This is a genomic window from Streptomyces sp. AHA2 (assembly GCF_036857595.1).
GTDB lineage: Bacteria > Actinomycetota > Actinomycetes > Streptomycetales > Streptomycetaceae > Streptomyces.
The window spans coordinates 76,244-98,501 of the sequence record NZ_JAUQWJ010000001.1 but is presented as its reverse complement, the minus strand read 5'-3'; the positions used below and the strand labels follow the sequence as shown (position 1 = coordinate 98,501).

The following is a 22,258-nucleotide window of genomic DNA, read 5'->3' as shown; positions in this document are numbered from 1 at the left end:
CGGTGCAAGAACCCCGGCCCCTCCGCGCCGGGAGACGCCACAGCGTCCCCGCGCACGGCTCACGGCTCGCGCCTCATGGCGGCGGGGAGGCACGGAGGTTGATACCGGCTCATGGCGGGGACCGCACGATTCCGGTGCACGACCGGTGCGGGAGCCGCCCGGCCCGCCGGCCGCGAGGACCGGCCGGCGGGTGAACGCGCGCATGATGCACCTCCCGGCCCACCGCGCGTGACGCATGTCCGGTCCACGCGCGCGTGAGCACGAGCCGTCCACGCGCGCGTGACAGACCGGGCGGCGCCCGGCGACAGCCGGTCCACGCGCGCGTGGGGCTCAGCCCCGCGCCGCCAGCAGGTGGTCCATGGCCAGCTGGTCCAGGCGCTCGAAGGCCATGCCACGCGCGGCGGCGGCCTCGACGTCGAACGTCTCGAAGGCCGTCCGGTCGGCGAGCAGGGCATCGAGGCCGTCCGCCGCGGTCGGCTGCGCCAGCTCGTCCAGCCGGGCCGCGCGCAGCGCCTCCTGGACCTCCGGGTCGGCGCGGAAGGCGGCGGCGCGCTCCTTGAGGATCAGGTAGTTGCGCATGCAGCCGGCGGCCGAGGCCCACACGCCGTCGAGGTCCTCGGTCCGCGGCGGCTTGAAGTCGAAGTGGCGCGGGCCGGCGTAACCGGCCGACTCCAGGAGGTCGACCAGCCAGAACGCGGCGCGCAGGTCACCGGCACCGAAGCGCAGGTCCTGGTCGTACTTGATGCCGGACTGGCCGTTGAGGTCGATGTGGAACAGCTTGCCCGCCCACAGGGCCTGGGCGATGCCGTGCGGGAAGTTGAGCCCGGCCATCTGCTCGTGCCCGACCTCGGGGTTCACGCCGTACAGTTCCGGGCGCTCCAGGCGCTCGATGAACGCCAGGGCGTGGCCGACCGTCGGCAGCAGGATGTCGCCGCGCGGCTCGTTCGGCTTCGGCTCGATGGCGAAGCGCAGGTCGTAGCCCTGGGAGGTGACGTACTCGCCGAGCAGGTCGAAGGCCTCCTTCATCCGGTCGAGGGCGGCGCGGACGTCCTTGGCGCCACCGGACTCGGCGCCCTCGCGGCCGCCCCAGGCCACGTACACCTCGGCGCCGAGTTCGACCGCGAGATCGATGTTGCGGATGGTCTTGCGCAGGGCGTAACGGCGCACGTCACGGTCGTTGGCGGTGAAGGCGCCGTCCTTGAAGACCGGGTGCGTGAAGAGGTTGGTGGTGGCCATCGGGACCTTCATGCCCGTGGCGTCCAGCGCCTGCCGGAAGCGCTTGACGTGGTTCTCGCGCTCGGTGTCGCTCGAGCCGAACGGGATCAGGTCGTCGTCGTGGAAGGTGACGCCGTGGGCGCCGAGCTCGGCCAGGCGCTGCACCGTCTCGGCCGGGTCCAGGGCGCGGCGCGTGGCGTCGCCGAAGGGGTCCCGTCCCTGCCAGCCGACGGTCCACAGGCCGAAGGTGAACCTGTCCTCGGGGGTGGGCTGGTAGCTCATGCCGCGGCTCCTTGCTCGCTGGGGCTATTCGTCATGCCGGTTTACAAATTAGTATGCGAGCACCTTCCTGGGAAGGGACAAGGTGCCTCCGAACCCAGGCACGTGCCGCGCAGTAGGGAGAAACCCGATGTCAGCAGCCGAGGGTCCACTCGTCGTCGGCGTGGATTCGTCCACCCAGTCCACCAAGGCGCTGGTCGTCGACGCGGCCACCGGCCGGGTCGTCGCGAGCGGCCAGGCGCCCCACACGGTCACCTCGGGAGCCGGGCGCGAAAGCGATCCGCGCGAGTGGTGGGACGCACTGTGCGAGGCGCTGCACCAGTGCGGCGAGCCGGCACACGAGGCCGCCGCGGTCTCGGTCGGGGGCCAGCAGCACGGCCTGGTCACGCTGGACGGCAGGGGTGAGCCGGTACGGCCCGCCCTGCTGTGGAACGACGTGCGCTCGGCGCCCCAGGCGCGCCGGCTCACGCAGGAGCTGGGCGGGGCGAAGAGCTGGGCCGAACGCACCGGCAGCGTCCCCGCGGCCTCCTTCACGGTCACCAAGTGGGCGTGGCTGGCCGAACACGAGCCGGAGGCGGTCCGCGCCACGAAAGCCGTGCGCCTCCCCCACGACTACCTGACCGAACGGCTCACCGGACAGGGCACCACCGACCGCGGCGACGCCTCGGGGACGGGCTGGTGGTCCTCCGGTACCGAGGCGTACGACGAGGAGATCCTGGCGCGCGTGGGGCTCGACCCGGTGCTGCTGCCGCGCGTCGTCCGGCCCGGCGAGATCGCCGGCACGGTCCGCGACAGCCACGACCTGCCGTTCTCCAGGGGCACGCTGGTCGCTCCCGGCACGGGCGACAACGCCGCCGCGGCGCTGGGCCTCGGGGTTCCCCCCGGTGTCGCGGTGATGAGCCTCGGCACCTCGGGCACGGTGTACGCGGTGTCGCGGCGGCGGCCCGCCGACCCGACGGGCACGGTGGCGGGCTTCGCCGATGCCCGCGGCGACTGGCTGCCGCTGGCCTGCACCCTGAACTGCACGCTCGCCGTGGACCGCGTCGCCACGCTGCTGGGTCTGGATCGCGAGGCCGTCGAGCCCGGCACGGCTGTCACGCTGCTGCCGTTCCTGGACGGCGAGCGCACCCCGAACCTGCCGAACGCCTCCGGGCTGCTGCACGGCCTGCGCCACGACACCACGGCCGGCCAGCTCCTCCAGGCCGCCTACGACGGTGCTGTGCACTCACTTCTCGGTGCTCTCGACCTAGTGCTCGACGAGGACGCGGACCCCTCGGCGCCCTTGCTGCTGATCGGCGGGGGCGCCCGGGGCACGGCCTGGCAGCAGACCGTGCGCCGCCTGTCGGGGCGTCCGGTGCAGGTGCCCGAGGCGAAGGAACTGGTGGCGCTGGGCGCGGCCGCCCAGGCGGCCGGGCTGCTGACCGGCGAGGACCCGGCGGCCGTGGCACGGCGCTGGGGCACCGCCGCCGGCCCGGTGCTCGACGCCGTCGACCGGGACGAGGAGACGCTGGCCAGGATCGCCGGGGTACTCTCCGACGCGGCTCCGCTGCTGGAGCGTCCCACCCGCACCGACTGAGGACTGGCTCAGGCATGACCGCACCGCTGCACGAGGCCCGCTCCACCGGCCGGCGACGCGCGCTGCCCGACACGCAGCAGGGCATGCGCCGCCGCAATCTCGCCCGCGTCATGCACACCGTCCGGGCCGAGGGGCCGCTGTCGCGGGCCGCCGTCGCCTCACGGATCGGCCTGACCCGGGCCGCGGTCTCGACGCTCGTCGACGAACTCGTCCGCGCGGGACTGCTGGAGGAACTGGGACCGGAACGGCCGGGCCGGGTGGGCCGGCCCGGTTCCGCGCTCGCCGTGAGCGGACGCGGCCCCGCGGGAATCGGAGCAGAGATCGGCGTGGACCACCTCGCCGTCTGCGCCGTCGACCTCACCGGGGCGACCCGTGCGCGGGCGATACGGCAGGGGGCGAACCGCGGCCGCTCCCCCGAACCGGTGATCGCGGAACTGACCGAACTGATCCGCCGGGTCGTGTCGGAGGCGGAGGGGGAAGGCCTGTGGCCGGCGGGCCTGGCGGTGGCCGTGCCGGGGCTGGTGGCGCGCGACGCCCGGACCGTGGTCCGTGCGCCGAACCTCGACTGGCACGACGCCGACCTCGGTGCGTTGCTGCCGGCGGAGCTGCCGCCGACCGTGGACAACGAGGCCAACTTCGGGGCGCTGGCCGAACTCTGGCTCGGTGAGGGCACACCGCGCGACTTCCTGCACGTGTCGGCGGAGATCGGCATCGGTGCCGCCCTGGTCGTGGACGGCGGACTGCTGCGCGGAACGCGCGGTTTCGCGGGCGAGCTGGGCCATGTGCCGGTCCGCCCCGACGGGCCGGCCTGCGTGTGCGGCGGCCGCGGCTGCCTGGAGCAGTACGCCGGTGAGGAGGCCGTGCTGCGGGCGGCCGGCCTGGAGCCGGACCGGGACCGGGTGGGGCTGCTCGCGGGGCGCGCCGCGGAAGGCGACGAGGACGTGCGCCGCGCCCTGCGGGACGCCGGGTCCGCACTCGGCATCGCGCTGACCGGGGCGGTCAACCTGCTTGATCCGGAGAGCGTCGTGCTCGGCGGAGAACTGTCCGGGCTGGCGCCGTGGCTCCTGCCCTCGCTGAGGGACGAGCTGGCCCGGCGCACGGCGGGTCCCGCCTGCCCGGTGTCCGTGTCGCGGCTCGGTCCCGAGGGCCCGCTGATGGGGGCCGCGCACTCGGTGGTGCGGGCGGTCCTGGACGACCCTGCGGCGTTCGCGGCGCAGCCGTGAGGGCGGCGCTCGCCCCGCGTACACCGTAACCCCGGGCCCGCAATACCCCGTACGGGTGAGGGAGTTGTCCACAACACCGGCCCCGTCCACGGATCCGTGACGCTTCCCTCCGACCGGCCGGCAGGCACCGTAATTTGATCGACGCGAGCCGCGTTCCGCCCCGGCGGCAGCTCGCGAGAGCCGCGGCCGGCACGGCCGCCGCCATCCCCGTCGATCGCACGGCACCCGGCCGTCGGACCCGGAAGGAACCCGCATGAACCGCACGACCGACTTCCCCAGCAGGCGAGGCATCCTCATGGGCGCCACCCTGACGGCCGTCCCCCTCGCCCTGTTCCCGGACCGGGCCGCCGCGGCACGGCCACGGGCCGTGGACCACCCGGGATCCGCATGGCGTCCGGCGAGCCGGTCCAACTACACGCCGTCGAACCGCCCCCGGGCCCATCCGCTGGACTACGTGGTCATCCATGTCGCGCAGACGACCTACGCCGGTACCCTCTCCGTCTTCCGCGACCCGCGTGAGAAGGTATCCGCCCACTACGTCGTGCGGTCGTCGGACGGGCGTGTGGCCCAGTGCGTGCGCGAGTCCGACATCGCCTGGCACGCGGGGAACTGGCACTACAACACCCGCAGCATCGGCATCGAGCACGAGGGCTGGGTGGACCGGCCCGGGTACTTCACGGACGTCATGTACGAGCGGTCGGCCCGGCTCACCGCGGCGATCTGCGCGCGGTACGGCATCCCCCGCGACCGCGCGCACATCATCGGCCATCACGAGGTACCGGGCAGTGACCACACGGACCCCGGCCGGCACTGGGACTGGAAGCGCTACCTCAGACTCGTCCGCACCCTCTCCTGAACGCGCGCCCCCACGCCCCGGACCACCTCACGTCCCGGTTACGAATCGCTCAACCCCTGGTTGCGGCGCGGTGATCGAGCGACGATAGGACCATGAGTCTGGCCCAGCGCGCCATGGAGCGCCTGCAGGCCTGGCCCGACCTCATGGCGGGCCCGGCGAGTTGCGGTACCGGACGGGCGCTCCGCTCCGTCCACGACGACATCGTCCACTTCCACTCGGCCCGGGACGTCGACCTCCACCTCACGGACAGGGCCATCCGGCGGTTCCACCACAACCTCTCCGGGTCGAGCGCGATCCACCTGGTCCCCGGATCGGACTGGGTGACGGTCCACCTCGACTGCGAGGCGGACGTCGACCTGCTGCTCAGCCTGCTGAGCATCGCCCTCAAGGCCCACCAGACCCCGCCTGCCGACCGGGAGCCGCGGCTCGGAGGGTGCAACCACCAACGGGTGCGGGTGCTTCCGCGGGACGCCGTCGCGGGCGGCTGAGCCTTGGCGGAGAAGGGGGAGGCCGTGACGGACACCGTCCACGCGGAGGACGTCAACGCGCGTGCGTGGGACGCGTACGGGACACACCATCTGCGGCGGGGCACGGTGCTGCCGGAGACGGAGCGGATCGACTGGGGCTTCGAGGGCGGCGGACCGGGCACGGCGATCCTCGGGGAACTGACGGGACGTCGGGTGCTGGACCTCGGATGCGGCCCGGCGCGGCACGCGGCTCACCTGGTCAGGGCCCACGGCGCACAGGTGGACGCGGTCGACCGCGCGAGGGGGCAGTACGAGCGGGCGCGCGCCCGGTACGCCTCGCTGCCCGGGTTGCGGCTGGTCCTGGCCGACGCGGTGGATCACCTTCGCTCGGCGGAGCCGTACGACGTGATCTATTCGGTCAACGCCGTGCCGTACGTCGATCCGCACCGGCTGCTGCCCGCCCTGGCCGGCGCGCTGAGACCCGGTGGCAGGCTCTGCTTCACCGTGCTGCACACCAACTCGGCCGGTGACGGACCGTCGGATCGAGTACGCGCGCGGCCGGAGACCCTGAGACCGGCCGGGGGCGATGACGTCACCGTCCACATGTGGGTGCTCACACCGGACCTGTGGACGGAACTGCTCACCGAGTACGGGCTGCGGGTGGAGCGGGTCGACGTCCTCGACACGCCGCAGGACGACAACCGGGCGTCCTACCTGCTGTTCCAGGTGACCCGGGCCGTCCGCGTGTCCTCCCGGCCACGCGTGGGCAAGCCTCCACCCGCCCACGCGGCGCTCGGGGTCGGTGCCGTGCTGCACGGACCGCGCGGCCTGCTGCTGGGCCGGCACCGGCGCGGGACGTGGGAGTTGCCCGGCGGGACGGTGGAGCCGGGCGAATCGCTGCGGGAGACGGTCGTGCGCGAACTCCGCGAGGAGACCGGGGTCGAGGCCCGGCCGGAGGACGTGCGGCTGCTGGGGACACTGCTGGACGAGGCGGGCGGTGTCGTCCGGATGACCGTGGCGGCCGAGGTCACCGCCTGGCGGGGTGAGCCGGCGGAGCAGCCCGGGGAGAGCGTGGGCCGCTGGCGCTGGTTCGCCCTGGACCGGCTGCCGGAACAGTTGTTCGTGTGCAGCGCGCAGGCCCTGACCGCGTGGCGGCCCGGCCTGCCCGTCGACCACACCCCGGCGCACTACACGCCGTACGCCACCGGAACGGACGACAGCTGAAGCACCCGGAGGGGTGCGATTTTTCAGCCGTTCCCGCGTGGCCGCCGCCGAGCCGGCCCCGCCCGGCCCCCCGGTCTGGTGCACTGCCCCGGAAGGTCCCGACGGTCGACGAGGCATCAGGGGGCACGGTGACAGGTCGTCACAAGCGGCACGGAGCAGGCAGATCGGTCCTGGCGTTTCTCACGGCGTTCGGTGCGCTGGCCGGTGCGGGCCTGGCGGGGGCAGCCCCGGCCGACGCCGTCCACAAGCGTGCACGGGTGGCGCCGGGCGTCACCTACGAGGAGTTCGACATCGACGCGGCCAAGGGGGTGGCGCACGCGCACGTGCTCAGGGTGGATCTCGCCCACCCACAGGTGCGGGTCGACCTGCTCTACCCCGGGGCGGTGGCCTCACGGGCGCAGGTCTCCCGGATGGCCGACACCCAGGGTGCGGTCGCCGGTGTCAACGGCGACTTCTTCAACATCAGCGAGGCGCAGCACCCGGGTGTCGAGGTGACGGGGGCCAGTGTGGGGCCGGCGATCGCGGCCGGGCGGACCCTGAAGGCGGCGGTGCCGAAGGGACAGCGCTTCGGGCCCGCGCTGCCACCGGGCACGACCACCGAGGACGTGTTCGCCGTGGACACCGACGGGCGGGCACGCCTGGACCGGCTGGCCCTGGACGGCTCGGTCCGCACGGCCGATGCGCAGCTTCCGCTCGGCGGGCTCAACCAGTACGCGCTGCCGGTCGGTTCCGTCGGCGCCTTCACCGCCGAGTGGGGCAGCGTCTCGCGCAAGCGCGCCACCTGCGGCACGGACACGGACCGGGCGGCCCCGTGCAGCACCGACACCTATGAGGTGACGGTCCGCGACGGCGCCGTGGTGTCGGCCGCCGACACCCCGGGCAGCGGCCCCATCGCCGAGGGAACCACCGTGCTGGTGGGGCGGGAGGCGGGTGCCCAGCACCTGCGGAAGTTCGCCACCGGAGAGGAGGTCCAGATCGAGCACCGGCTGGTGGCGGCCGCGGAGGGCGCCGCCTACCGCCTCGCGCTGGGCGGCTATCCGGTGCTCAGCGGCGGCAGTCCGCTGCCGGGCCTGGACGACACCACGTCGGCCGTGCGCACCGCCGTGGGGATCGCGGAGGGCGGGCGGCGCCTGCTGCTGCTCGCCCTGGACGGGGCCGCCGCCTACCGCACCGGGCTGACGATCGCCGAGGTCGCCGGGACCATGCGGAAGCTGGGCTCGGACGACGCCTTCAGCCTGGACGGGGGCGGGTCGTCGACGCTCGTCGCCCGGAAGGCGGGCGCGAGCGCCGTCTCCGTGCGCAACCACCCCAGCGGCGGTGCCGAACGGGCCGTGGCCAACGGCATCGGCGTGTTCTCCGGGTGACGTCAGGGCCGCAGGCCGCTGACGATGTCCGCCGTCGCGGTGAGGCCGCTGTGGATGGTCGGGGCGATGCTGGTGCTGGCCAGGGAGAACCCGAGCAGCAGGCAGACCAGCGCATGGGAGACCTTCAGGCCGCCGTTGCGCAGGAAGATCACCGCCAGGATGGAGAGCAGCAGCACCACAGAGATGGAAATGGCCATCGTCGACTCCTCCGCCACGCCGCCTTGTCCGGTTCACGGCGTTCGGCCGCAAGTGTGGCGTAGCGGAGGGTTCGTCCGTGCGGCTGGCCTGTCCGCCGAACGTGTGGTGTCCCGGCGACCGCAGCGGCTCTACGGCTTGCGCCGGGTGTCCAGGAACGCCTCGAGTCCGGCGAGGTCGTCGGTGTTGAGGTGGTCGACGTCTGCGGCGAGCAGTTCGCTCCACACGGCGTCTCGGGCGGGCCCCGGCAGGTCCGGGGTCGCCCAGAACCGCACCCTCTGCCCGCGCCGGTGGGCGGCCGTGACGATGCCGCGCAGCTTGTGCCGCTCGGCGTCGGGGAAGGCGCCGACGCCCTGCCAGGTGAAGTTGAGCGTCCAGTTGTCGCTGACGAGCGGGATGAGCGAGGCCGGCGCCTGGCTGCCGAGGTCGGCGAGACGGCCGTCGTAGAAGGCGCGCCGGATCGGCTGGGCCGCCAGGGGAGCGCGTGCCGCGCGGTCGCCGGAGACCACTACGGTGACCGGGCCGGGAAGGACCCGTCCGTGGGCGTAGGTGGTGAACAGGTGCCGGTAGCGCCGGAGATGACGGTCGAGCTCGAGGTAGGTCGAGGAACCCTCGGTCTTGATGTCGACGAGCAGTTGCAGCGAGCCGCGCTGACCGCGGTACACCGAGCCGTGGTGGGACCGCACCCGGGCGGCGAGCGGGTCGAGGTAGAGCGACTCCAGCGTGCGGGACGGGTCGAGGTCCTCCGCGTCGTGGGCGACGAGGAGCCGGTCGCCGACGAGGTGGATGTCGGCCTCGACGCTGCCGAAGCGGTGGTCGAGGGCGTCGAACAGGGGGCGGGGGTGCTCGTAGTCGTTGTGGGCGTGGGCGCGCCACAACGGGCGGGGCCGGTGCCGGTGTTCGCCGGCCAGGGCGTCGGTGCCGGGGAGGGCGACCGCGCCCGCGAGGGCGGCGCCGAAGGTGGTGAGGGCTCTGCGTCGGGTGGTGAGGGCCATGCTCTGCCTCCCTGGAAGTGCCGTACGGGAACCCTGTGAGTATGGGGTCCCGGGCGGCACAACCAGCAGGGGCGGGCGCGGAGTTGGCCGGACCGCCGCCGTGCGTTCACCTCGCCGGGAGGAGGCGCACCGAGAAGCCCGCCCCAGGTGGGGCGGGCTTCACCGCGGTGGCCCCGGTTGTCGCCGGGTGCCGGCGGACGGACCTCAGGGGGCCTGGAGGTCGACGAGTGCGGCCAGGGCCTGCCGGTGGGCGCCGGCCGTGCCGTAGACGATCGAGTCGGCCTTGGCGCGCTTCAGGTACAGGTGCGCCGGGTGCTCCCACGTCATGCCGATGCCGCCGTGCAGTTGCACCGCCTCCTCGGCGGCGTGGACGGCCACGGGTGCCGCGTAGGCCTGGGCGACCGCGACGGCGATGTCGGTGTCCCGGCCGGTCGCCAGGGCATCGGCGGCGTTGCGGGCGGCCGCGCGGAGGTTGACGACCTCGAGCCACAGTTGGGCGAGGCGGTGCTTGAGCGCCTGGAAGCCACCGACGGGCCGGTTGAACTGCTTGCGTTCCTTCAGGTAGCGGACGGTTTCGGTCAGCGTCCATTCGGCGAGCCCGAGCTGCTCGGAGGCGAGCAGCCCGGCCCCGGCGCGCAGCGCGCGGCGCACGGCCACCTCGGCGTCACCGAGCGACCTGCCGGGCGCCCCGTCCAGTTCGACGGTGGCGAGGGGCCGGGTCAGGTCGAGGGAGACCTGCGGGGTGATCGTCGCGGCGGTGGCGTCGACCGCGTACAGGCCGCCGTCGTCGGCGGGCACGAGCAGGACGTCCGCGACGGCGGCGTCGGCGACGCCGGTCAGTTCGCCGTGCAGCAGGCCGTTGTCATGCCGGACGGTCCGGTGGGCGGCGCCCGGGGCGGTGTGCAGGGCGACCGCGAGGGCGCCGATCGCCGTGCCGGTGGCGAGGTCGCGCAGCAGGTCGTCCGCGCCGCAGGCGAGCAGTGCCTCGGTGGCGACGACCGCGCTCGTCAGATACGGCACGGGCGCGACCGCGCGGCCGAGTTCCTCCAGCACGACGGCGGCTTCCCGGTGGGTGGCGCCCTGGCCGTCGAGTTCCTCGGGCACCAGCAGTCCGGCCAGCCCCATGCCGTCGGTGAGGGACTTCCACACGGCCAGGTGGTGCGGGACGTCCGACTCCGTGCGGGCGATGACGCCGGGCGCGTCGCAGTGGTCGGTGAGCAGACCGCGGACGGCCGCGCGGAGCGCCTCTTCCTCCTCCGAGTACAGCAGATCGCTCATCGGGCCAGGTCCTTCCAGGCGACGTCCTTGTCGGTGCGCGGCTCGGGGGGCAGCCCGAGGACGCGCTCGGCGACGATGTTCAGCAGGACCTCGCTGGTCCCGCCCTCGATGCTGTTGCCCTTGGAGCGCAGGTAGCGGTAGCCCGCCTCACGGCCGGTGAAGTCGACCAGTTCCGGGCGGCGCATGGTCCAGTCGTCGTACAACAGGCCCTCCTCGCCGAGGAGTTCCACCTCCAGGCCGCTGATCTCCTGGTTGAGGCGGGCGAAGGCCAGTTTCATGCCGGCGCCCTCGGGGCCGGGCTGGCCCGCGACGAGCTGCTGGCGCAGCCGTTCGGCGGTGAGGCGGGAGACCTCGGCCTCCACCCAGAGCTTCAGCAGCCGCTGGTGCAGGTCGTGGGTGCGCAGCTCGGGCCGCTCGCGCCAGGTCTTCGAGACGGGGCCGATCATTCCTCCCTCGCGCGGCAGCCGCATGCCGCCGATGGCCACGCGCTCGTTGTTCAGCGTGGTCTGCGCGACCTTCCAGCCGTCGCCGACCTCGCCGAGGCGCCGCGCGTCGGGGATGCGGACGCCGGTGAGGAACACCTCGTTGAACTCGGCCTCGCCGGTGATCTGCCGCAACGGCCGCACCTCGACGCCCGGGTCGGTCATGTCGCAGACGAAGTAGGTGATGCCGCGGTGCTTGGGCACGTCCGGGTCGGTGCGGGCGATGAGGATGGCCCAGCGGGCCACGTGGGCGCTGGACGTCCAGACCTTCTGCCCGTCGACGACCCACTCGTCGCCCTCACGCACGGCGCGGGTGCCGAGGGCGGCGAGGTCGGATCCGGCGCCGGGTTCGCTGAACAGCTGGCACCAGACCTCCTCCCCGGTCCACAGCGGCCGCAGGTAGCGCCGCTTCTGCTCCTCGGTGCCGTACTGGAGGATCGTCGGTGCGGCCATGCCGAGGCCGATGCCGATGCGGCGCGGGTCGTTGTCGGGCGCCCCTGCGGCGGCCAGTTCGGCGTCGACGACGGCCTGGAGGGAGCGGGAGGCGCCGAGTCCGCCGAGACCCTGCGGGAAGTGCACCCAGGCCAGTCCGGCGTCGAAGCGGGCCTGCAGGAAGTCCAGGCGGCCGGTCGAGGCCGGCGGGTGTGCGGCCAGGAACTCCCGTGTCCTGTCGCGCAGTTCCTCAGGGCTCATGCCGACTCCTCCATGACGACGGCCACACGGCCGGTGGTCCGACCGTCGGCCACCTTCTGCACGGCGCCGGCCGCCCCGGCGAGCGGCACGCGCTCGCTGATCAGCGGCTTGATCGCGCCCCGGGCGGCCAGGTCGGTGAGCTGCTCGTGGCAGTGCCGGACGAGTTCGGGGTCCTTGGTGTTGTACAGGCCCCAGTGCAGGCCCAGGATCGAGTAGTTCTTCACCAGGGCGTGGTTGAGGGCCGGGCTGGGGATGGTGCCGCTGGCGAAGCCGACGACGACGATCCGCCCCTCGAAGGCGACGGTCTTGGCGGACTGGGTGTAGGCCTCGCCGCCGACCGGGTCGTAGACCACGTCGGCGCCGCGGCCGCCGGTGGCCTCCTTGACGGCGGCGACGACGTCCTCGGAGCGCCGGTCGATCACGACGTCGCAGCCCAGCTCGCGGGCGACGGCCGCCTTACCGGATCCGCCGACGACACCGATGACGGTGGCGCCGGCGGCCTTCCCGAGCTGCACGGCCGCACTGCCGACCCCTCCCGCGGCAGCGTGGACGAGCAGGGTCTCGCCGGCCTGGAGACCGGCCCGGCGGTGCAGACCGAACCAGCCGGTCTGGTAGCCGATGTGCAGGGCGGCGGCCTCGGCGTCGTCCAGGGCGTCGGGCGCGGGCAGCAGGGCCGCGGAGTCCGCGAGGGCGTACTCGGCGAAGCCTCCGTGGGGCAGCACCGGGTTGGCGATCACCCGGCGGCCGTCCTCGGTCTCGCCGCAGATCTCCACGCCGGGGGTGAACGGCAGCGGCGGCCGGACCTGGTACTGGCCGCGGCACAGCAGGGCATCCGGGAAGTTGACGTTGGCCGCCCGCACCTTCACCAGGACCTGGCCGTCACCGGGGGTGGGCGGCTTGGTGTCCTCGAGGCGCATCACCTCGCCCGGCTCGCCGTTCTCGTGCACGTGCCATGCCTGCATGCGGTGCCTCCACGGGGGACTGCTTCGTCTGACCGGGGTCGGTTCGCATACTAAGCGGTCGCTTGCCGGTCAGGGAACAGCCTTCCACGGAAAGGTCCCGCCCTGGCCTGTCGCGTGCGTCACGACCTCTTCGGCCGTGCCCGCACGTGCATCCGCTCCCCTTGCGGCCCGAACAGGCTGAGGAACTCCACGGGCCCCTCCCCCGTCGAGCCGAACCAGTGCGGCACCCGCGTGTCGAACTCGGCGGCCTCCCCCGCCGTGAGCACCACGTCGTGCTCCCCCAGCACCAGGCGCAGCCTCCCGGACAGCACGTACAGCCACTCGTAGCCCTCGTGCGTGCGCGGGTCCGGCTCCAGTCTCCGCTGCGGTTCCAGCACCTTGTAGGCCTGGAGACCGCCGGGCTGCCGGGTGAGGGGCCAGTGGGTGCGCCCACCCATCACGATCGGCTCGGATCGCACCCGCGGGTCACCGGCGGGCGGGGCCCCGACCAGTTCGTCCAGGGCCACCTGGTGGGCGCGCGCGATCGGCAGGAGCAGTTCCAGGCTGGGTTTGCGCAGGCCGGACTCCAGCCGCGACAGGGTGCTGACGGAGATGCCGGTGGACTCCGACAGCGCCGCCAGGGTCACCTCCCGCTCCTTGCGCATCTGCCGCAGCCTCGGGCCGACGCCCGCGAGTACCTCGTCCGTGGTCATGTGCGTATTGCAGATTCGGCAAGGACGTTTGTCAATCCCGGGGGTCTGCGAGGACGCTCGGCGGCGGAGGTGGTCACCATGACCGAGAAGTACGCAGTGGTCGTCGTCGGCGGAGGCGCGGCGGGTCTGTCCGCCGCGCTGGTGCTGGGCCGGGCCCGGGTCCGCACGCTGGTCGTCGACGCCGGCGAGCCGCGCAACGCGCCTGCCGCGCACATGCAGGGCTACCTGTCGCGCGACGGCGTGCCGCCCGCCGAGTTCCTGGCCGCCGGCCGGGAGGAGATCGCCCGCTACGGCGTGGAGCTGGTGCGGGACCGGGTGGTGGAGGTGCACCGGGACGGGGACTTCACCGTGGTGGCGGCCGGCGGCCGGACCGTGCGGGCCCGGCGCCTGGTCGTCGCCACCGGCCTGAAGGACGAGCTGCCGGACGTCCCGGGAGTCGCCGAACGGTTCGGCCGGGACGTGCTGCACTGCCCCTTCTGCCACGGCTGGGAGGTGCGGGACCAGCCGTTCGGGGTGCTGGCGTCGAGCCCGGCGGGTGTGCACCAGGCACTGATGGTGTCGCAGTGGTCCAAGGACGTGCGGTTCTTCCTGCACCGCGTCGCCGAGGAGGAGCTGACCGACGTCGACCTGCGACGGCTGGCCGCAGCCGGGGTGGAGGTGGTGCCCGGCGAGGTGGCGGGCCTGGTGGTCGAGGACGACCGGCTCACCGGTGTCCGGCAGGCCGACGGCACGGTCCACGCCCGTTCGGTGCTGTTCGCCGCGCCCCGGCCGGTGCCGCAGACCGGTCTGCTGGAGCGGCTGGGCGCTCAGCTGCACGAGACGCCCTTCGGCGCCTACCCGGTGGTCGACCCGACCGGCCTGACGACCGTGCCGGGCGTGTGGGCGGCGGGTAACGCGATCGGCTTCGCCGAGCAGGTCGTGCACGCGGCGAGCGGCGGCTACCGGGCCGCGTCCGCGATCGTCGGGGACCTGCTGATGGCGGACCTCGACGCGGCCGTCCAGGGCTAGGGCGGAGGCGTCAGGCGTGAGACCGGGAGGGCGTCACGCGCACAAGCCGGCGCAGGCGCTGCGCGCGAACGCCGCGGAGGCGGTCACGCGCCGGGCCGGCGGTCACCGGATGCCACCGGGGCAGGAAGGCGGGGCCCTCCCGCCGGGGCCCCGCCGCGCGGGCACGGCACCCCGCACCCGCGGCGGCTCCCCGCCCTCCGCCGCCCCCGGCCCGGTCGTCCGGGTGTAGAGCCGGCCCCCTCGGTGCACCATGACTGCATGCTTCTGCATCGGCTCGCCCGAGTGTCCCAGGAGGTCGCCGCCACCTCCGCGCGGTCGAGGAAGACGGCCCTGCTCGCGGAGCTCTTCCGGGACGCGGAGGCGGACGACGTGCCCGTCGTCATCCCCTACCTGGCCGGACGGCTGCCACAGGGCCGGATCGGCGTCGGCTGGAAAGTGCTCGGCCGGCCGGTCGCCCCGGCAGCCGAACCCGGCCTGACCGTGCGGGACGTCGACGCCCGGCTGTCCGAACTCGCCGAGGTCTCCGGCCCCGGGTCGCAGGCGGAGCGCACCCGGCTGGTCGGAGAGCTGATGGGCGCGGCCACCGAGGTCGAACAGCGGTTCCTGCTCGGGCTGCTCACCGGCGAGGTGCGCCAGGGCGCCCTGGACGCGGTGGCGGTGGAGGGCCTGGCCCAGGCGACCGGGGCGCCCTCGGCGGACGTGCGCCGGGCCGTGATGCTGGCGGGCTCGCTGCAGGCGGTCGCCGAGGCGCTGCTGTCGGACGGGCCGGCCTCCCTGGAGCGGTTCCGGCTCACCGTCGGGCGCCCGGTGCTGCCCATGCTGGCGCACAGCGCCTCGTCGGTCGCCGAGGCAGTGGACAAGCTCGGCGCCTGCGCGGTGGAGGAGAAGCTGGACGGCATCCGGGTGCAGGTGCACCGGGACGGCGGCACGGTGCGGCTCTACACCCGCACGCTCGACGACATCACCGGCCGGCTGCCGGAAGTGACCGCCGCCGTGCTGGAGTTGCGGGGCGAGCGGTTCATCCTGGACGGCGAGGTGATCTCGTTCGGCGAGGACGGACGCCCGCGCTCCTTCCAGGAGACCGCGGGCCGCGTCGGCTCGCGCACGGACGTGGCCACGGCCGCCCGCGCGGTGCCCGTCTCCCCCGTCTTCTTCGACGCGCTGTCCGTCGACGGCCGGGACCTGCTCGACCTGCCGTTCACCGAACGGCACGCGGAACTGGCCCGGCTGGTCCCCGAGCCGATGCGGGTGCGGCGCACGCTGGTCTCCGGTCCCGAGGACACGCCCGCGGCGGAGGAGTTCCTGGCCGCGACCCTGCAGCGCGGCCACGAGGGGGTCGTCGCCAAGGCACTGGACGCCCCCTACAGCGCGGGCCGGCGCGGTGCGTCCTGGCTGAAGGTCAAGCCCGTCCACACCCTGGACCTGGTCGTTCTGGCCGCCGAGTGGGGCCACGGGCGCCGCAGCGGCAAGCTCTCCAACCTCCACCTGGGCGCCCGTACGGCCGACGGGGGTCTCGCCATGCTCGGCAAGACCTTCAAGGGCATGACCGACGCGATGCTCACCTGGCAGACCGAACGGTTGCAGCAGCTCGCCGTCGAAACGAACGACTACGTGGTCAAGGTCCGCCCGGAACTCGTGGTCGAGATCGCCTACGACGGTCTGCAGCGCTCCACCCGCTACCCGGCCGGCGTCACCCTCCGCTTCGCCCGCGTGATCCGCTACCGCGAGGACAAGCGCCCCGAGGACGCCGACACCGTCGAGACGCTCCTCGCCGCGCACCCGGAGGTGAGGCCGTGAAGCGCAGCGCCGGCCTGCTGCTCCACCGCCCGTCCGCCCAGGGCCGCGAGGTTCTCCTCGGCCACATGGGCGGCCCCTTCTACGCCCGGCGCGACGCCGGCGCCTGGACCATCCCCAAGGGCGAGTACGAACCCGACGAGTCCCCCTGGGCCGCCGCCCGCCGCGAGTTCGAGGAGGAACTGGGGCTGCCCCCGCCCGACGGGGAGGCCGTCGCCCTGGGCGAGGTGCGTCAGACCAACGGCAAGATCGTCACCGCCTGGGCGATCGAGGCCGACCTCGACCCGGCGACGATCGCCCCCGGCACGTTCCGCATGGAGTGGCCGCCGCGCTCCGGACGGCTCCAGGAGTTCCCCGAGCTGGACCGGGTCGCGTGGTTCGGCGTCGAGCACGCCCGTGCGGTGATCGTCACGGCCCAGGCCGCGTTTCTCGACCGGCTGGCGGAGCACTCGCCCTGAGGAGACACTCCCGCGTTGCGGTCCCCTCCGCCGCGCGGGAAGGTCGAGACACAGCCCGCACCGAGGGAGGTCGGCCATGCCCATCGCGACGGTGAACCCCGCGAACGGCGAGACGCTCAAGACGTACGAGGCCATGGGCGAGGAGGAGATCGAGCGCCGGCTCCGGCTCGCGGAGGCCACGTTCCGCACGTACCGGACGACGACCTTCGAGGAGCGCGCCCGGCTGATGCACCGGGCGGCCGACCTCCTGGAGGAGGACCAGCAGGACATCGCCCGGGTGATGACCACCGAGATGGGCAAGCCGATCCAGCAGGCCCGGGCCGAGGCCGCCAAGTGCGCCAAGGCGATGCGCTGGTACGCCGATCACGCCGGGGAACTGCTCGCGGACGAGCAGCCCTCCGACGCCGACGTCAAGGACTCGGGCGCCTCCCGCGTCCTGGTGCGCTACCGGCCGGTCGGCCCGGTGCTCGCCGTCATGCCGTGGAACTTCCCGCTGTGGCAGGTGATCCGCTTCGCGGCGCCCGCGCTGATGGCGGGGAACGTGGGCCTGCTCAAGCACGCTTCGAACGTCCCGCAGACTGCCCTCTACATCGAGGACCTCTTCCACCGGGCGGGCTTCACCGAGGGCTGTTTCCAGACCCTGCTGATCGGTTCGGCCGCGATCGACGACATCCTGCGCGACGAGCGGGTCAAGGCCGCCACCCTCACCGGCAGCGAGCCGGCCGGCCGCGCGGTCGCCTCCACCGCCGGGGAGATGATCAAGAAGACGGTGCTGGAGCTGGGCGGCAGCGACCCGTTCGTGGTCATGCCCTCCGCCGACATCGACCGGGCGGCGCAGGTCGCGGTGACGGCGAGGGTGCAGAACACCGGGCAGTCCTGCATCGCCGCCAAGCGGTTCATCGTGCACACGGACGTCTACGACGCCTTCGCCGAACGCTTCACCGAGGGCATGAGGGCCCTGAAGGTCGGCGACCCGATGTCCGAGGACACCGAGGTCGGGCCGCTCTCCAGCGAACAGGGACTGCGCGACCTGGAGGAGCTGGTCGACGACGCGGTGCGCAGCGGGGCCCGGGTGCTGTGCGGTGGCGAACGGCCGGAGGGGCCCGGCTGGTACTACGCGCCGACGATCCTCGCCGGCATCGACCGCGAGATGCGCATCCACCGGGAGGAGGCGTTCGGGCCGGTCGCCACGCTGTACCGGGCTGCGGACCTGGACGAGGCGGTGCTGATCGCGAACGACTCGCCGTTCGGGCTGAGTTCCAACGTGTGGACGCGCGACGAGGCCGAGGTGGACCGCTTCGTCCGGGACCTGGAGGCCGGCGGCGTGTTCTTCAACGGGATGACGGCTTCGCACCCGGCCTTCCCGTTCGGCGGTGTGAAGCGCTCCGGCTACGGGCGTGAGCTGTCCGGGCACGGAATCCGCGAGTTCTGCAACATCACCACGGTTTGGCACGGTGCGTGAGTGATGCGGGGCTACGATCCCGTCTGTGAACCGCGAAGTGACTCTGCCTCTGATCGTCGACAACCGCGGGACCCTGCAGGTGGCTGCGGCGGATGTCAGCAAGCTGCTGCGGACGGTGGGGGGACGGTGGGTGCGGCTGGTGGAGGACGGGGAGTCCGGGCTGGACGAGGACACGGTGGCGGCTCTGACCATCGAGCTGGCGAAACTGGCCGACCGGATCGATGTGGCCTGTATCGCGCACAGCAGCGGGACCGCGACGTAGGGGCGGCGTGTGCGGGACCGCGGGGCTCGTCGCGCGGTTCCCCGCACTCCTAGGGAACCGCACTGAGGGTGCTCCAGAACATCGCCTCGTAGCGCTGGAGCAGACGGCCGTACCGGTGTGCCGTGCCTTCGTCCAGCCGCTCCTCGTCCAGGGCCGCCTGCACCGCCTCCGTCGCCAGGCGGTCCAGGTCGGGGGACGGCTGCGCGAAGAAGTCGAAGAAGGCACAGGCGTCGTCCGTGAAGCCGTAGTGGCTTCGCAGGGCCTCGGCGATCTGCGCGCAACAGCCTCCCCAGGCCGAGAAGTTGGCCGTCAGGGCCAGGACCGCGTCCGGCGGTGAGGCGCCCAGGGCCAGCCAGGACACGTACGCCGGGTAGGCCTGGCAGCCGGGGAGCGGGGCGTACGACGCCTGCCGCTCCTCGTCCACGCCGCAGGCCCGGGCGAAGGCGGTCAGCCGCTCCCCCGCCAGCACCTCGCCCTGGGCCAGGGCCGTGAAGAAGGCCGCGGACCGCGGGTCCGTCGCCGCGCAGCGGTGCGCCAGATGCTCGAACGCACGGCGGTCCGCGGGGATCACCCAACTCTGCTCCAGGGCCAGGGCGGCGAGGACGGAGCGGGGTGCCGTGCCGTCGGCGATGCGGGGGACGAGGGGGTTGGAGCGCGGATCGGGGGCGAGCCGTGCGGTGGTCCTCGTCAGCAGGTCCCGTGCCGGGTGCGTCATGGCGTCCTCCGTCATCCGTCCTCCGTCATCCGTGTGCCGCAACGAGCCTTGCACGTCTTCCCCGGTACGGAGTAGCCCGGCGCGAAGTCACCGTGGCCGCGGGTGATCGTGGGGTGACCACCCCAGTGGTGAACCACCTTCTGGCCGGGGGGCGAAGGCCTCCCGGAAGGCGAAAGCAGGCATGGTTCATGGCGACTTTGTGCAGACCCTCGGTGTCCGTCCCGGAGTACGTGATCACGATGGAGGAGACGCTGGAGCTGGCGCGGCAGCGCCACGCCGGCCATCCCCAACTGCCGCTCGCCCTCCGGCTGATCGAGAACACCGGGGTGCGCACGCGGCGCATCGTGCAGCCCATCGAGGAGACCCTGCGGCACCCGGGCTTCGAGGAGCGCAACAAGCTCTACGAGGCCGAGGCCAAGGCGCGGGTGCCGGCGGTGGTCCAGCGGGCCCTCGACGAGGCGGAGCTGCTGACGACCGAGGTGGACCTGATCGTCTACGTGTCGTGCACCGGCTTCATGATGCCCTCGCTGACGGCCTGGCTGATCAACGAGATGGGCTTCGAGCCGACCACCCGTCAGCTGCCGATCGCCCAGCTCGGCTGCGCGGCGGGCGGGGCGGCGATCAACCGGGCCCACGACTTCTGCTCCGCCTACCCGGAGGCCAACGCGCTGATCGTGGCCTGCGAGTTCTGCTCGCTGTGCTACCAGCCCACCGACACCGGCGTCGGCTCCCTGTTGTCGAACGGGCTGTTCGGCGACGGCATCGCCGCCGCCGTGGTGCGCGGCCGGGGCGGCGAAGGCATCGCACTGGAGCGCAACGGCTCGTTCCTGATCCCGAAGACCGAGGACTGGATCACGTACGACGTGCGGGCCACCGGCTTCCACTTCCTGCTGGACAAGCGGGTCCCGGGCACCATGGAGCCGCTCGCACCGGTCATCACGGACCTGGCGGGCGACCACGGGTGGGACGCGTCCGACCTGGACTTCTACATCGTTCACGCGGGCGGGCCGCGCATCCTGGACGACCTGAGCACGTTCCTGCGCGTCGACCCGCACGCCTTCCGGTTCAGCCGGGCCACGCTCACCGAGTACGGCAACATCGCCAGTGCCGTCGTCCTGGACGCGCTGCGCCGGCTGTTCGACGAGGGCGGGCCCGGGGCCGGGGCGCGTGGGCTGGTCGCCGGGTTCGGGCCCGGCATCACCGCGGAGATGGCGCTGGGCCGCTGGCGGGACGGGGGCGGTGCGGGATGAGCGTCCCACACGCCGTCATCCCCGGAACCGGGGGTGGTGAGGCGGGGACGACGGCGCCGCCGCAAGGGTTGCTCGTCCCGCCGGGGCAGGGCCGGGTCGTCCGGGCCCCGGCCCAGCACGTGACGTTCAAGGTGACCGGTGCGCACTCCCGCGCGGCCTCCTCCTTCGAGGTGGTGGTGCCGCCGGGCTTCGACGTCGGCGCCCACGTGCACACGCGCAGCGAGGAGCTGTTCTACGTGCTGGAGGGCGAGCTGGACGTGCTCGCCTTCGAGCCGCGGATCCGCACCCCGGACCACTGGCAGGGGTGGGAGTCCGCCGCCGGCAACCGGGTGGTGCGGGCGACCCCGGGCACGGTGATCGTCGTGCCCCCGGGGTGCCCGCACGCGTTCGCCAACCCGACGGACGAGCCCGCGAAGATGTTCTTCCAGGCCAGCCCGCCGCCGGACCACGAGCGGTACTTCGAGGAACTGCTGGAGATCCTCGGCGCCGGGGGCCCGCCGGACCACACGGCGATCGAGGAGCTCCGGGCGCGGTACGACATCGAGCAGCTGACGCCGCTCAGGCACGGCTAGCGGATGGGCACACCGGCGAGGGTGCGGGCGATGACCAGGCGCTGGATCTCGCTGGTGCCCTCGAAGATCGTGTAGATGGCGGCATCCCGGTGCATCCGCTCGACCGGGTACTCGCGGGTGTAGCCGTTGCCGCCGAGGATCTGGATGGCCTGGGCCGTGACCTTCTTGGCGGTCTCGCTGGCGAACAGCTTGGACATCGAGCCCTCGGCCGCGGTGAACGGCTTGCCGTTGACGGCCATCCAGGAGGCGCGCCAGACCAGCAGCCGGGCCGCGTCGATCGCGGTGCGCATGTCGGCGAGCTGGAACGCCACGCCCTGGTTGTCGACGATCGGCCGGCCGAACTGCTGCCGGGTCGTGGCGTAGTCGAGGGCGACCTCGTAGGCGGCGCGGGCGGTGCCGACCGCCATGGCGCCGACGGCCGGGCGGGAGGCCTCGAAGGTGGCCATGGCGGCGTTCTTCACGCGCTCCCCGCCCTGCCTGGCCTTCTCCCGGGCGCGGGCGAGCCGCTCGTCCAGCTTCTCCTTGCCGCCGAGCAGGCAGGAGCCGGGGACGCGCACGTTGTCGAGGACGACCTCGGCGGTGTGGGAGGCGCGGATGCCGTGCTTCTTGAACTTCTGGCCCTGGGACAGTCCCTCGGTGCCCGGCGGGACGATGAACGAGGCGTGGCCCTTGGAGCCCAGCTCGGGGTCGACGACCGCGACGACGACGTGCACGTTGGCGATGCCGCCGTTGGTCGCCCAGGTCTTGGTGCCGTCGAGCACCCATTCGTCCTTGGCCTCGTCGTAGACGGCCCGGGTGCGCATGGAGGCGACGTCGGATCCGGCGTCGGGCTCGGAGGAGCAGAAGGCGGCGACCTTCACGTCGTTCGCGTCGCCGTACATCTGGGGGATCCAGGTGCCGATCTGTTCCTCGGTGCCGTTGGCGAGGACGCCGACGGCGGCGAGGCCGGTGCCGACGATGGACAGGGCGATGCCCGCGTCGCCCCAGAACAGCTCCTCCATCGCCATGGGGATGCCGAGGCCGGTGGGGTCGAAGTACTGCTGGGCGTAGAAGTCGAGGGAGTAGATGCCGACCTTGGCGGCCTCCTGGATGACCGGCCAGGGAGTCTCCTCACGCTCGTCCCATTCGGCGGCCGCGGGCCGGATCACGTCGGCGGCGAAGCCGTGGAGCCAGTCGCGGACCTCCTTCTGTTCGTCGTTGAGCTCCATGGTGAACTCGGCCATGTCGTCCCCTCCA

At 73.3% G+C, this 22,258-nt stretch carries 22 protein-coding genes; 13 read left to right on the top strand and 9 right to left on the bottom strand.

Translation table 11 applies throughout. The features are described 5' to 3' along the window. Nucleotides 1-330 precede the first annotated feature (330 nt). Nucleotides 331-1,497 carry a xylose isomerase gene (xylA, locus tag Q5694_RS00495; RefSeq protein ID WP_333929923.1) on the bottom strand — a complete coding sequence of 389 codons (1,167 nt, stop codon included), beginning with the start codon at nt 1,495-1,497 and terminating at the stop codon, nt 331-333. Nucleotides 1,498-1,624: 127 nt separating this feature from the next. Between xylA and xylB the strand changes: the two genes are divergently transcribed. The 6 genes from xylB to Q5694_RS00465 all read left to right on the top strand — a co-directional run bounded on the left by xylB (nt 1,625) and on the right by Q5694_RS00465 (nt 8,204). Continuing rightward, entirely contained in the window at nt 1,625-3,070 is a 1,446-nt protein-coding gene (gene xylB, locus Q5694_RS00490) for a xylulokinase (RefSeq protein ID WP_333929922.1), read from the top strand. Nucleotides 3,071-3,084: 14 nt separating this feature from the next. Continuing rightward, a complete protein-coding gene (locus Q5694_RS00485) occupies nt 3,085-4,293 on the top strand; it encodes an ROK family transcriptional regulator (protein WP_333929921.1) in 1,209 nt (402 codons plus the stop codon). Between the two features lie 253 nt (nt 4,294-4,546). Next, nucleotides 4,547-5,149 carry an N-acetylmuramoyl-L-alanine amidase gene (locus Q5694_RS00480; RefSeq protein WP_333929920.1) on the top strand — a complete coding sequence of 201 codons (603 nt, stop codon included), beginning with the start codon at nt 4,547-4,549 and terminating at the stop codon, nt 5,147-5,149. A gap of 92 nt (nt 5,150-5,241) precedes the next feature. Continuing rightward, nucleotides 5,242-5,637: a luciferase domain-containing protein gene (locus Q5694_RS00475; RefSeq protein WP_333929919.1), complete on the top strand. Its 396-nt coding sequence runs from the start codon at nt 5,242-5,244 to the stop codon at nt 5,635-5,637. A gap of 105 nt (nt 5,638-5,742) precedes the next feature. Then, nucleotides 5,743-6,840, top strand: a complete 1,098-nt coding sequence (locus Q5694_RS00470) for a bifunctional class I SAM-dependent methyltransferase/NUDIX hydrolase (protein ID WP_333930537.1) — start codon at nt 5,743-5,745, stop codon at nt 6,838-6,840. A 128-nt stretch (nt 6,841-6,968) separates the two neighbouring features. Continuing rightward, nucleotides 6,969-8,204 (top strand): phosphodiester glycosidase family protein, encoded by a 1,236-nt coding sequence (locus Q5694_RS00465; RefSeq protein WP_333929918.1) that lies wholly within the window; start codon nt 6,969-6,971, stop codon nt 8,202-8,204. A gap of 2 nt (nt 8,205-8,206) precedes the next feature. Here Q5694_RS00465 and Q5694_RS00460 read toward each other — a convergent pair whose 3' ends face one another. The 6 genes from Q5694_RS00460 to Q5694_RS00435 form a co-directional block, all read right to left on the bottom strand. Next, a complete protein-coding gene (locus Q5694_RS00460) occupies nt 8,207-8,401 on the bottom strand; it encodes a hypothetical protein (RefSeq protein ID WP_333929917.1) in 195 nt (64 codons plus the stop codon). 129 nt (nt 8,402-8,530) lie between these two features. Beyond that, the gene (locus Q5694_RS00455; RefSeq protein WP_333929916.1) at nt 8,531-9,394 is read right to left on the bottom strand and encodes a phosphatidylinositol-specific phospholipase C/glycerophosphodiester phosphodiesterase family protein; all 864 of its coding nucleotides are present in this window, start codon (nt 9,392-9,394) and stop codon (nt 8,531-8,533) included. Nucleotides 9,395-9,598: 204 nt separating this feature from the next. Next, nucleotides 9,599-10,672 carry an acyl-CoA dehydrogenase family protein gene (locus Q5694_RS00450; protein WP_333929915.1) on the bottom strand — a complete coding sequence of 358 codons (1,074 nt, stop codon included), beginning with the start codon at nt 10,670-10,672 and terminating at the stop codon, nt 9,599-9,601. Beyond that, the gene (locus tag Q5694_RS00445; protein WP_333929914.1) at nt 10,669-11,847 is read right to left on the bottom strand and encodes an acyl-CoA dehydrogenase family protein; all 1,179 of its coding nucleotides are present in this window, start codon (nt 11,845-11,847) and stop codon (nt 10,669-10,671) included. Before Q5694_RS00445 ends, Q5694_RS00450 begins: the two co-directional genes overlap by 4 nt. Further along, nucleotides 11,844-12,809 (bottom strand): NADPH:quinone oxidoreductase family protein, encoded by a 966-nt coding sequence (locus Q5694_RS00440; protein WP_333929913.1) that lies wholly within the window; start codon nt 12,807-12,809, stop codon nt 11,844-11,846. Before Q5694_RS00440 ends, Q5694_RS00445 begins: the two co-directional genes overlap by 4 nt. Nucleotides 12,810-12,928: 119 nt before the next feature. After that, nucleotides 12,929-13,501: a helix-turn-helix domain-containing protein gene (locus tag Q5694_RS00435; RefSeq protein ID WP_333929912.1), complete on the bottom strand. Its 573-nt coding sequence runs from the start codon at nt 13,499-13,501 to the stop codon at nt 12,929-12,931. A 78-nt stretch (nt 13,502-13,579) separates the two neighbouring features. Here Q5694_RS00435 and Q5694_RS00430 point away from each other — a divergent pair, with 78 nt between their 5' ends. From Q5694_RS00430 to Q5694_RS00410, 5 genes are all read left to right on the top strand, one after another. Then, complete coding sequence (locus Q5694_RS00430; RefSeq protein ID WP_333929911.1) at nt 13,580-14,509, top strand: NAD(P)/FAD-dependent oxidoreductase; 930 nt, start codon at nt 13,580-13,582, stop codon at nt 14,507-14,509. A gap of 258 nt (nt 14,510-14,767) precedes the next feature. Continuing rightward, nucleotides 14,768-16,306, top strand: a complete 1,539-nt coding sequence (locus tag Q5694_RS00425) for an ATP-dependent DNA ligase (protein WP_333929910.1) — start codon at nt 14,768-14,770, stop codon at nt 16,304-16,306. After that, nucleotides 16,303-16,761, top strand: a complete 459-nt coding sequence (locus tag Q5694_RS00420; RefSeq protein WP_333929909.1) for an NUDIX domain-containing protein — start codon at nt 16,303-16,305, stop codon at nt 16,759-16,761. Before Q5694_RS00425 ends, Q5694_RS00420 begins: the two co-directional genes overlap by 4 nt. A gap of 76 nt (nt 16,762-16,837) precedes the next feature. Continuing rightward, entirely contained in the window at nt 16,838-18,223 is a 1,386-nt protein-coding gene (locus tag Q5694_RS00415) for an NADP-dependent succinic semialdehyde dehydrogenase (protein ID WP_333929908.1), read from the top strand. Between the two features lie 25 nt (nt 18,224-18,248). After that, a complete protein-coding gene (locus Q5694_RS00410; protein ID WP_333929907.1) occupies nt 18,249-18,485 on the top strand; it encodes a DUF6213 family protein in 237 nt (78 codons plus the stop codon). Between the two features lie 49 nt (nt 18,486-18,534). Here the strand turns inward: Q5694_RS00410 and Q5694_RS00405 are convergent, their stop codons facing one another. Beyond that, on the bottom strand, nt 18,535-19,215 hold the full coding sequence (locus Q5694_RS00405) for a transcriptional regulator (RefSeq protein ID WP_333929906.1): 681 nt from the start codon (nt 19,213-19,215) through the stop codon (nt 18,535-18,537). Between the two features lie 173 nt (nt 19,216-19,388). On the opposite strand from Q5694_RS00405, the gene Q5694_RS00400 reads away from it, so the two are divergent. Continuing rightward, the gene (locus Q5694_RS00400; RefSeq protein WP_333929905.1) at nt 19,389-20,450 is read left to right on the top strand and encodes a type III polyketide synthase; all 1,062 of its coding nucleotides are present in this window, start codon (nt 19,389-19,391) and stop codon (nt 20,448-20,450) included. Continuing rightward, complete coding sequence (locus tag Q5694_RS00395) at nt 20,447-21,022, top strand: cupin domain-containing protein (protein ID WP_333929904.1); 576 nt, start codon at nt 20,447-20,449, stop codon at nt 21,020-21,022. Before Q5694_RS00400 ends, Q5694_RS00395 begins: the two co-directional genes overlap by 4 nt. Here Q5694_RS00395 and Q5694_RS00390 read toward each other — a convergent pair. Next, nucleotides 21,019-22,245 (bottom strand): acyl-CoA dehydrogenase family protein, encoded by a 1,227-nt coding sequence (locus Q5694_RS00390; RefSeq protein WP_333929903.1) that lies wholly within the window; start codon nt 22,243-22,245, stop codon nt 21,019-21,021. The two genes, Q5694_RS00395 and Q5694_RS00390, sit on opposite strands and share 4 nt — an antisense overlap. Nucleotides 22,246-22,258: the final 13 nt, after the last annotated feature.

Excerpts from the sequence above, each read along its gene's own strand:
- xylA (WP_333929923.1), bottom strand. The coding sequence starts at position 1,497 with ATGAGCTACCAGCCCACCCCCGAGGACAGGTTCACCTTCGGCCTGTGG.
- xylB (WP_333929922.1), top strand. The coding sequence starts at position 1,625 with ATGTCAGCAGCCGAGGGTCCACTCGTCGTCGGCGTGGATTCGTCCACC.
- Q5694_RS00485 (WP_333929921.1), top strand. The coding sequence starts at position 3,085 with ATGACCGCACCGCTGCACGAGGCCCGCTCCACCGGCCGGCGACGCGCG.
- Q5694_RS00480 (WP_333929920.1), top strand. The coding sequence starts at position 4,547 with ATGAACCGCACGACCGACTTCCCCAGCAGGCGAGGCATCCTCATGGGC.
- Q5694_RS00475 (WP_333929919.1), top strand. The coding sequence starts at position 5,242 with ATGAGTCTGGCCCAGCGCGCCATGGAGCGCCTGCAGGCCTGGCCCGAC.
- Q5694_RS00460 (WP_333929917.1), bottom strand. The coding sequence starts at position 8,401 with ATGGCCATTTCCATCTCTGTGGTGCTGCTGCTCTCCATCCTGGCGGTG.
- Q5694_RS00455 (WP_333929916.1), bottom strand. The coding sequence starts at position 9,394 with ATGGCCCTCACCACCCGACGCAGAGCCCTCACCACCTTCGGCGCCGCC.
- Q5694_RS00450 (WP_333929915.1), bottom strand. The coding sequence starts at position 10,672 with ATGAGCGATCTGCTGTACTCGGAGGAGGAAGAGGCGCTCCGCGCGGCC.
- Q5694_RS00445 (WP_333929914.1), bottom strand. The coding sequence starts at position 11,847 with ATGAGCCCTGAGGAACTGCGCGACAGGACACGGGAGTTCCTGGCCGCA.
- Q5694_RS00440 (WP_333929913.1), bottom strand. The coding sequence starts at position 12,809 with ATGCAGGCATGGCACGTGCACGAGAACGGCGAGCCGGGCGAGGTGATG.
- Q5694_RS00435 (WP_333929912.1), bottom strand. The coding sequence starts at position 13,501 with ATGACCACGGACGAGGTACTCGCGGGCGTCGGCCCGAGGCTGCGGCAG.
- Q5694_RS00430 (WP_333929911.1), top strand. The coding sequence starts at position 13,580 with ATGACCGAGAAGTACGCAGTGGTCGTCGTCGGCGGAGGCGCGGCGGGT.
- Q5694_RS00425 (WP_333929910.1), top strand. The coding sequence starts at position 14,768 with ATGCTTCTGCATCGGCTCGCCCGAGTGTCCCAGGAGGTCGCCGCCACC.
- Q5694_RS00415 (WP_333929908.1), top strand. The coding sequence starts at position 16,838 with ATGCCCATCGCGACGGTGAACCCCGCGAACGGCGAGACGCTCAAGACG.
- Q5694_RS00405 (WP_333929906.1), bottom strand. The coding sequence starts at position 19,215 with ATGACGGAGGACGCCATGACGCACCCGGCACGGGACCTGCTGACGAGG.
- Q5694_RS00400 (WP_333929905.1), top strand. The coding sequence starts at position 19,389 with ATGGCGACTTTGTGCAGACCCTCGGTGTCCGTCCCGGAGTACGTGATC.
- Q5694_RS00395 (WP_333929904.1), top strand. The coding sequence starts at position 20,447 with ATGAGCGTCCCACACGCCGTCATCCCCGGAACCGGGGGTGGTGAGGCG.
- Q5694_RS00390 (WP_333929903.1), bottom strand. The coding sequence starts at position 22,245 with ATGGCCGAGTTCACCATGGAGCTCAACGACGAACAGAAGGAGGTCCGC.